This is a genomic window from Saccharothrix sp. CCNWYY140, from assembly GCF_037401995.1.
Lineage (GTDB): Bacteria > Actinomycetota > Actinomycetes > Mycobacteriales > Pseudonocardiaceae > Actinosynnema.
In genome coordinates, this window is the sequence record NZ_JBBEGC010000206.1 from 1 (window position 1) to 8,135 (window position 8,135).

Here is an 8,135-nt window from a genome sequence, read left to right on the forward strand (position 1 = left end):
GCCGCCGCGCGATGCGCTGCGAGGCCCCGCCCGCCGCCTGCCGCCGCCGCTGCCTGCCGCCGCGCGATGCGCTGCGAGGCCCCGCCGCCGCTGCCCGCCGCCGTGTGCCGGGAGCCCTTATCCCGCGCTTCCGCCGCCGCGCGTTCCTGCCCCGCCGCCGCTGCCCGCCGCGCTGCGAGGCCCTGCCCGCTGCCCGCCGCCGCGCGATGCGCTGCGAGGCCCGCCCGTCGCCCGCCGCCGTGCGCTGGGAGGCGCTGCTCTGCGCCCGCGCCGCCGCGCGTTCCTGTCCCGCCGCGTCGCCGCGTCGGCACACCCGTGAGAACGCGAAAGGCCCGGCCGCTCCCCTCCCAGGGAGGCCGGGCCTTTTCGGCGCGCGGAGGGCGTCAGGCGCCTTCGGCGGTCAGGTCGTCGTCGTCCACGTTGCGGTTGTCGGTCGGCTTCGGGCCGTTCTTCCGGGTGCGCCGCTGCGGGCGGGGCAGGGCGGTGGGCGGCGGGGGCGGGGTGGGGGAGCCGCCGCCGAGGATCAGTTCCGCGAAGGTCGCCATCGCCTCGTCGAGCTGGCCGCCGATGCGCAGCTCCGACTCCTGGTTGCTCTTGCGGACCATCTGCGCGAGCGAGTCGGAATCGGGGCGGGACGACAGCGTGCCCTCGACCTTCGCGATGCCCTGCTCCACCACGCCGGTCAGCTCGCCCAGGCGCGCGGCGAAGTCGTCCTCGACCGAGTCCAGGCGGGTGGTCATGGTGTCCAGGCGCGAGGTGACCTGCTCCAGGCGCTGCGCCAGCGCCTCCAGGCGGTCGGTCGCGTCGACCTGGTCGCGGGTCTCGTCCAGGGCCGCGTGCAGCGCCTCGCGGGCCTCGTCCAGCTTGCCGTGGACGGTGCTGCGGGTGTCGTCCAGCGCCGCCGCCAGCGAGTCGCGGGTCTCCGTCAAGGAACCGGCGAGCGAGTCGCGGGTCTCCGCCACCGAACCGGCCAGCGAGTCGCGGGTCTCGGCCAGCGAGCCGGCGAGCTGCTCGCGGGTCTGCTGGAGGGACGTCGAGAAGGACTCGCGCGTCGAGTTCAGGTTGTCGCGGGTCTCGTCCAGGCGGCCGTGCAGCGCCGACGACGAGTCCGCCACGGACCGGGCCAGCGCCTCGCGGGTGCCGTCGAGGTGCTCGTGCACGCCCTCGTCGACCTCGTCCAGGCGACCGCGCAGCGCGGCCTCCAGCGCCTCGATCCGCTCCCGCAGGGGACCGGTCACCGCGCCCGGCACGGCCTCGACCTTGCCGTCCTGCTTGTCCAGGTGCAGTTCGAGGTCGTCGAGCCGCTTGTGGATGTGCGAGAGCTTGTCCTCCAGGCCGTCCATCCGGCCCGCGACACCCTCGAACCGGCCCGCGACGCCGTCGAGGCGGCCGTCGAGCTGGGCGAACGGCTTGGCCAGCTTGTCGACCAGCCCGTCCACCGCGCGGCCGATGCCCTGCACGGCGTTGTCCTGGGCCTCCAGCTTGGCCAGCGCCTCGTCCAGGCGCTCGGCCAGCACGCTGACCTCGGTGCGGTCGGGCAGCTCGGACAGGCGCTTGCGAACGGAACCCAGCGACTCCAGCGGGGACATCCGCGCGTGGATCTCGTCCAGTGCATCGAAGATCTGCTGCTGTTCGCTCTCACGGATCTCCGCGGCGCGCGTCAGCATGTTGCGCATCCGATCGAAGGACATCGTGGAGTTGTTGTTCTCGTTCACGGCTTGAATGCCTTCGTCCAGGGGAGGGGAGACCTCCGGGAGCCTAACCGCGTCGGGGTCCCGGCTGTACCACCCCCCGGACCCGAACCGGCCGCAACAGCCGCCTCATTGCGGGTCCGTAGTCCGTTCGGGTGACGCAGGCCGACCCTACTCGGAGGTAACCGGAGGCGCACTCGTGAACGCGGTCGGTGACGATCCTCCGGGAGGGTGACTCAAGTCCGAGGATCGGTCGCGGAAAGTTCTGCATCACGAGTGCACAACACCGGACGGGCCATCCGAGCGGGTGGTTCTCGCCACTCGGGATGACCTCGGGGTGATCGTGGGGGTGATCTTAGCCGCACATGATCATCGGGCGAGGGAGGTGGGTGGCGGCGTGTCGCGACGGGTGTGCGGGTGTGGGTGGGAGTCACAGGGGCGCGGGTACGGTGACCGGCATGCCAACCCCGCTTTCCCCGGAGGCCCTGCGCAGCGCGCCGAAGGTGCTGCTGCACGATCACCTCGACGGTGGCCTCCGCCCCCAGACGGTGATCGAACTGGCCGAGACCTCCGGCCACCAGGGCCTGCCGACGACGGACCCGGTCGCCCTGGGCGCCTGGTTCCGCGACAACGCCAACTCCGGCTCCCTGGTCCGCTACCTGGAGGGCTTCGCCCACACCTGCGGTGTCATGCAGGACGAAGCGGCCCTGGTCCGGGTCGCCTCGGAGGCCGCGCAGGACCTGGCCGCCGACGGTGTCGTCTACGCCGAGATCCGGTACGCCCCCGAGCTGTTCACCGACAAGGGGCTGTCGCTGGAACAGGCCGTCGAGGCCGTCCAGGAGGGCTTCCGCCAGGGCGAGGCCGCGTCCGGCAACCGGATCAAGGTCGGCACCCTGCTGTGCGCGATGCGCCAGAACGACGGGTGGCAGCGCATCACCGAGCTGGTGGTGAAGTACCGCGACCAGGGTGTCGTCGGCTTCGACATCGCCGGCCCCGAGCTGGGCTTCCCGGCCGACCGCGAGCTGCCCGCGTTCGAGTACCTGCGCGAGCAGAACGCCCACTTCACCATCCACGCCGGCGAGGCGGACGGCCCCGAGTCGATCTGGCGCGCCGTGCAGCACTGCGGCGCCGAGCGGCTCGGCCACGGCGTGCGCATCACCGAGGACATCAAGGACGACCAGGTCGGCCACCTGGCGGCCTACGTGCGCGACCGCCGGATCGCCCTGGAGATGTGCCCGACCTCCAACATCCAGACCGGCGCCGTGGCGTCCCTGGCGGAGCACCCCATCAAGCGGCTGGCGGACCTCGGCTTCCGGGTCACCGTCAACACCGACAACCGCCTGATGAGCGACTGCTCGATGACGGGCGAGTTCGGCGTCGTGGTGAACGAGTTCGGCTTCGGCTGGGACGACCTGCACCGGTTCACGGCCGACGCGGCGGACGCCCTCTTCCTGCCGTTGGACGAGCGCAAGGCGCTGATCGAGAACGTGATCAACCCCGGCTACGCCGCCCTCAAGGCGTAGTCGCACTGGTAGCGCGGGCTGAGCCTCGGTGACCAACCGAGGCTCAGCCACCGCGGGTCAGGCTGTGAAGGTGGCCTCCTCCGTGGTGACGGTGCCGCCGCGCCGGCCGGGAGCGGTCTGGTACTTCCAGTACAGGTTGGTGTGCGCGATGACCTGGGCCGGCGGCGGTGCGCCGTACGGGCTCAGGTCCTCCGTTGTGTGGGCGTCGGACACCAGCGTGGCGTCGTAGCCGCGCACCAGGGCGCCGTGCAGCGTGGAGCGGATGCAGGCGTCGGTCTGGGCGCCGGCCACGACGAGCTTGCCCACCGCCCGCTCGGCCAAGAGGGACTCCAGGTCTGTCTCCTCGAACGAGTCGCCGTAGAGCTTGTGCACCAGCGGCTCGTCGTCGTTCCGCACGAGTTCCGGCACGTACTCCCACTGTTCGCTGCCCTTGGGCATGTCGTCGTCGGAGTGCTGCACCCACACCACCGGCACGTCCTCGGCGCGCGCCCGGTCCACGAGTGTGCGGATGTTGGCCACCACGTCGTCGCGGTTGTGGGCGGAGGCGACCACGCCGTTCTGCACGTCGATCACCAGTAGGGCGGTGTTGGGTCGGTCGGGCAGGCTGGTCATGGTGCTCCTCCTGAAGACGAACGAGTGCCCACAGCGTACGAGTGACCACCGACAAAAACCGCTGACCAGCGGAAAGGTCTTCACTTAGGACGGGCGTGCCAGTCCGCCTAGACTCGGGTCATGGCTGCCACATCGACTGCGCCGTCGCTGCCGCCGGCGCTCGCGGACGCGGTGCGCGACGACGCCTCGCTGCGCCGCTTCCTGCACGGATTGCCAGGGGTCGACCAGGTCGGGGTGGAACAGCGCGCGGCCGGTCTGGGCACGCGCAGCATCAAGAAGGCCGCCAAGCTGTGGGCCATCGACACCGCGATCTCGATGGTGGACCTGACCACGCTGGAAGGCGCGGACACCCACGGCAAGGTGCGGTCGCTCGCGGCCAAGGCCCGGCGGCCCGACCCGGAGCGGCCCGAGGTGCCGAAGGTGGCCGCCGTGTGCGTCTACCCGGACATGGTCGCGACCGCGGTCGGCGAACTGGAAGGCACCGGCATCAACGTGGCCTCGGTGGCCACGGCGTTCCCGTCCGGGCGGTCCACGCTCAAGGTCAAGCTGGAGGACACCGCGTTCGCGGTGGACGCCGGCGCGACCGAGATCGACATGGTGATCGACCGCGGCGCGTTCCTGTCCGGCCGCTACGGGCAGGTGTTCGACGAGATCGTGCAGGTCAAGCACGCCTGTGGGGACGCGCACCTCAAGGTCATCCTGGAGACCGGCGAACTGGCGACCTACGACAACGTCCGCCGCGCGTCCTGGCTCGCCCTGCTCGCGGGCGGCGACTTCATCAAGACCTCCACCGGCAAGGTGACGCCCGCCGCGACCCTGCCGGTGACGCACGTGATGCTCCAGGCGGTGCGCGACTGGCACACCCAGACCGGGCAGCTGCGCGGCGTGAAGCCCGCGGGCGGCATCCGCAGCACCAAGGACGCGATCAAGTACCTGGTGGCGGTGCACGAGGTCGCCGGTCCGGAGTGGCTGACGCCCGACCTGTTCCGGTTCGGCGCGTCCACGCTCCTCAACGACCTGCTGATGCAGCGGCGCACCCAGTTGGAAGGCCACTACAGCGGCCCCGATTACGTGACGGTGGACTGATCATGTGGGAATACGCGCCCGCGCCCGAGTCGCGGGACATCGCGAACCTCAAGCCGAACTACCGGATGTTCGTCGACGGCCAGTTCGTCGAGGGCGGCGGTGAGCCGCTGAAGACCGTCAACCCGGGCACCGAGGAGGTGCTGGCCGAGGTCTCCACGGCCTCGACCGCCGACGTGGACAAGGCCGTCAAGGCCGCCCGCCGCGCCTACGACCGGGTCTGGGGCAAGATGCCCGGCTCGGAACGCGCCAAGTACATCTTCCGCATCGCCCGCCTGGTCCAGGAACGGGCGCGCGAGCTGGCCGTCCTGGAATCGCTGGACAACGGCAAGCCCATCAAGGAATCGCGGGACGTGGACGTCCCGACGGCCGCCGCGCACTTCTTCTACCACGCGGGGTGGGCGGACAAGCTGGCCTACGCGGGCCTCGGCCCGGACCCGCGCCCGCTGGGCGTGGCCGGCCAGGTGATCCCGTGGAACTTCCCGCTGCTGATGGCGGCGTGGAAGATCGCGCCGGCGCTGGCGTGCGGCAACACGGTCGTGCTCAAGCCGGCCGAGACGACCCCGTTGAGCGCCCTGGTGCTCGCGGAGATCATCCAGCAGGCCGACCTGCCGCCCGGCGTGGTCAACATCCTGCCCGGCGCGGGCGACATCGGCGCGGCCGTGGTGAACCACCCGGACGTGAACAAGGTGGCGTTCACCGGGTCCACCGAGGTCGGCAAGATCATCCAGCGGCAGCTCGCGGGCACCGGCAAGAAGGTCACGCTGGAGCTGGGCGGCAAGGCGGCGAACATCGTGTTCGACGACGCACCGCTGGACCAGGCCGTCGAGGGCATCGTCAACGGCATCTTCTTCAACCAGGGCCACGTGTGCTGCGCCGGGTCGCGCCTGCTGGTGCAGGAGTCCGTGGCCGAGGAGCTGCTGGAGAAGCTGCGGGTGCGGGTCTCGACGCTGCGCGTGGGCGACCCGCTGGACAAGAACACCGACATCGGCGCGATCAACTCGCGCGAGCAGCTGGCGAAGATCCAGGAGCTGACCGCGTCCGGCGAGGCCGAGGGCGCGGAGCGCTGGACGTCGTCGTGCCCGTTGCCGGACAAGGGTTTCTACTTCGCGCCCACCGTGTTCTCCAACGTGTCGCAGGCGATGCGGATCGCGCGCGAGGAGATCTTCGGGCCGGTGCTGTCGGTGCTGACCTTCCGCACCCCCGACGAGGCCGTGGCCAAGGCGAACAACACGCCGTACGGGCTGTCGGCGGGTGTGTGGACCGAGAAGGGCTCGCGCATCCTGTGGGCGGCGCAGAAGATGCGCGCCGGCGTGGTGTGGGCCAACACGTTCAACCGCTTCGACCCCACCGCCCCGTTCGGCGGCTACCAGGAGTCGGGCTTCGGCCGCGAGGGCGGTCGCACGGGGCTGGAGGCGTACCTCGATGTCTGAGCGGATTTCCGTGGCCAAGACCTACAAGCTCTACATCGGCGGCGCGTTCCCGCGCTCGGAGTCGGGCCGTTCCTACCCGGTGACCGACACCAAGGGCGCGTTCCTGGCCAACGCGGCCCAGGGGTCCCGCAAGGACGCCCGGGACGCGGTGGCCGCCGCCCGCAAGGCCTTCCCGGGCTGGTCCGGCGCGACCGCGTACAACCGCGGCCAGGTGCTGTACCGGGTGGCGGAGGTGCTGGAGGGCCGGCGCGAGCAGTTCATCGCCGAGGTCGGCGCGGCCGAGGGCGTGGCCGTGAAGAAGGCGCAGGCGCTGGTGGACGCGGCGATCGACCGGTGGGTCTGGTACGCCGGGTGGACCGACAAGATCGCCACCGTGCTGGGCGCGTCGAACCCGGTGGCCGGGCCGTATTTCTCCTTCTCCGTGCCGGAGCCGACCGGGGTGGTGGCGGTGCTGGCGCCCCAGCAGTCGTCGCTGCTGGGGCTGATCAGCGTGGTGGCGCCGGTGGTCGCGGCGGGGAACACGGCGGTCGTGGTGACTTCCCAGGACCGTCCGCTGCCCGCGGTGACGTTGTCCGAGGTGCTTGCCACCTCCGACCTGCCGGGTGGGGTGGTCAACGTGCTGACGGGGCGGACGGCTGAGATCGCTCCGTGGCTGGCGTCGCACGCTGATGTGAACGCGCTTGATCTGACTGGTGCGCCTGAGGCGTTGCGGGCGGATTTGGAGCAGGCTGCGGCTGGGACGGTGAAGCGCGTGTTGCGGTCGCGTCCGTCCGAGGACTTCACGCGGGAGCCGGATCTGGCTCGGATTCGCGCGTTTGTCGAGTCGAAGACGGTTTGGCATCCGATCGGGGTGTGACGGGTTAGGCCCCCGGCCTTGCGGGTGCGAGGTCGGGGGATCCCAGGCACAGTGCGGCTTGTTCGGCGCCTGCGCGCAGGGCTGTGGGGGTGTCTGCGCCGGACAGGTGGGCTACCAGGTAGCCGGAGAAGAAGGCGTCGCCGGCGCCGTTGGTGTCGATGATCTTGGGGACGGGGACGGCGTCTACGTGGTGGGTTTCGCCGTTGATGACTGCGGTCGCGCCTTTGGCGCCCTGAGTGGCGACTGCGTGGCCGTGCTTGGTCAGGAAGGCGATTAGGTCCTGTTCGGACATGCCGTCGTCGTTGAGGAACAGGTGATCGGCGGCGTCCACGAAGTCCTGTTGGAACTCGGACTTGCCGTCGTAGTCGTGGACGTCGCACCACACTGGGATGCCTCGTTCGCGTGCTGCGGTCAGGAAAGGTCGGGCTGGGTCGGCTAGGTCGATGACGGCGGCGTCGGCGGCGGCCAGCGCGGTCAGGGCGCGCTCGTCGTGCGCCGGGGTGGTGAGGGACGGCAGTTCGAGGTAGATCGACAGCCGCCCGCCCTCGGGGGTCATGAGGTTGAGGTGCTGTTCGCTGGCGGGTGCCCGCTCGGCGATCACTTCGATGCCGGCTGAGGTTAGGGCCTCGGTGATCAGGTGGCCTTCCTCGTCGTCGCCGATGACCGTGCGCAGGGTGACTTCCGCGCCCAGGTGGGCGAGGTTGAGGGCCTTGCCGGCGGACGTCCCGCCCAGGACGGTGCGGTGGGCTCGGGCGAAGACGGTGTGGGGGCGCGGTTCGGGCAGCTGGTCGAGGACGACCAGGCGGTTCCAGGAGACCGGGCCGGCGACGAAGACCTTGGGCATGACGATCAAGAGTAGTGCTTCGCTCTCAAGCTGAACGCGCTGGCGCGCTCTCAAGATTAAAAGCTAGCAGGGAGACCACCGATGGGGGGTGAA

The 8,135-nt window shown here is 70.8% G+C and carries 8 protein-coding genes; 4 read left to right on the top strand and 4 right to left on the bottom strand.

Translation table 11 applies throughout. The features are described 5' to 3' along the window. Both WBN91_RS38145 and WBN91_RS38150 read right to left on the bottom strand, forming a co-directional pair. A partial coding sequence (locus tag WBN91_RS38145) for a hypothetical protein (protein WP_443217869.1) occupies positions 1-313 on the bottom strand: 313 nt, incomplete at its 3' end. A gap of 70 nt (positions 314-383) precedes the next feature. Next, complete coding sequence (locus WBN91_RS38150; RefSeq protein ID WP_337729175.1) at positions 384-1,715, bottom strand: hypothetical protein; 1,332 nt, start codon at positions 1,713-1,715, stop codon at positions 384-386. Positions 1,716-2,149: 434 nt separating this feature from the next. Between WBN91_RS38150 and WBN91_RS38155 the strand changes: the two genes are divergently transcribed. Continuing rightward, the gene (locus WBN91_RS38155) at positions 2,150-3,214 is read left to right on the top strand and encodes an adenosine deaminase (protein ID WP_337729176.1); all 1,065 of its coding nucleotides are present in this window, start codon (positions 2,150-2,152) and stop codon (positions 3,212-3,214) included. A gap of 57 nt (positions 3,215-3,271) precedes the next feature. Here the strand turns inward: WBN91_RS38155 and WBN91_RS38160 are convergent, their stop codons facing one another. Continuing rightward, entirely contained in the window at positions 3,272-3,826 is a 555-nt protein-coding gene (locus WBN91_RS38160) for a cysteine hydrolase family protein (RefSeq protein ID WP_337729177.1), read from the bottom strand. 120 nt (positions 3,827-3,946) lie between these two features. Here WBN91_RS38160 and deoC point away from each other — a divergent pair, with 120 nt between their 5' ends. From deoC to WBN91_RS38175, 3 genes are read left to right on the top strand one after another with little or no spacing between them, the layout of a single operon-like run. Then, positions 3,947-4,912, top strand: coding sequence for a deoxyribose-phosphate aldolase (deoC, locus tag WBN91_RS38165; RefSeq protein WP_337729178.1), 966 nt, complete (start codon positions 3,947-3,949; stop codon positions 4,910-4,912). Next, entirely contained in the window at positions 4,909-6,342 is a 1,434-nt protein-coding gene (locus WBN91_RS38170) for an aldehyde dehydrogenase family protein (protein ID WP_121231822.1), read from the top strand. Before deoC ends, WBN91_RS38170 begins: the two co-directional genes overlap by 4 nt. Next, positions 6,335-7,198, top strand: a complete 864-nt coding sequence (locus tag WBN91_RS38175) for an aldehyde dehydrogenase family protein (protein ID WP_337729179.1) — start codon at positions 6,335-6,337, stop codon at positions 7,196-7,198. Before WBN91_RS38170 ends, WBN91_RS38175 begins: the two co-directional genes overlap by 8 nt. A 4-nt stretch (positions 7,199-7,202) precedes the next feature. Here WBN91_RS38175 and WBN91_RS38180 read toward each other — a convergent pair whose 3' ends face one another. Further along, positions 7,203-8,042 (bottom strand): carbohydrate kinase family protein, encoded by an 840-nt coding sequence (locus WBN91_RS38180; protein WP_337729180.1) that lies wholly within the window; start codon positions 8,040-8,042, stop codon positions 7,203-7,205. Positions 8,043-8,135 lie beyond the last annotated feature (93 nt).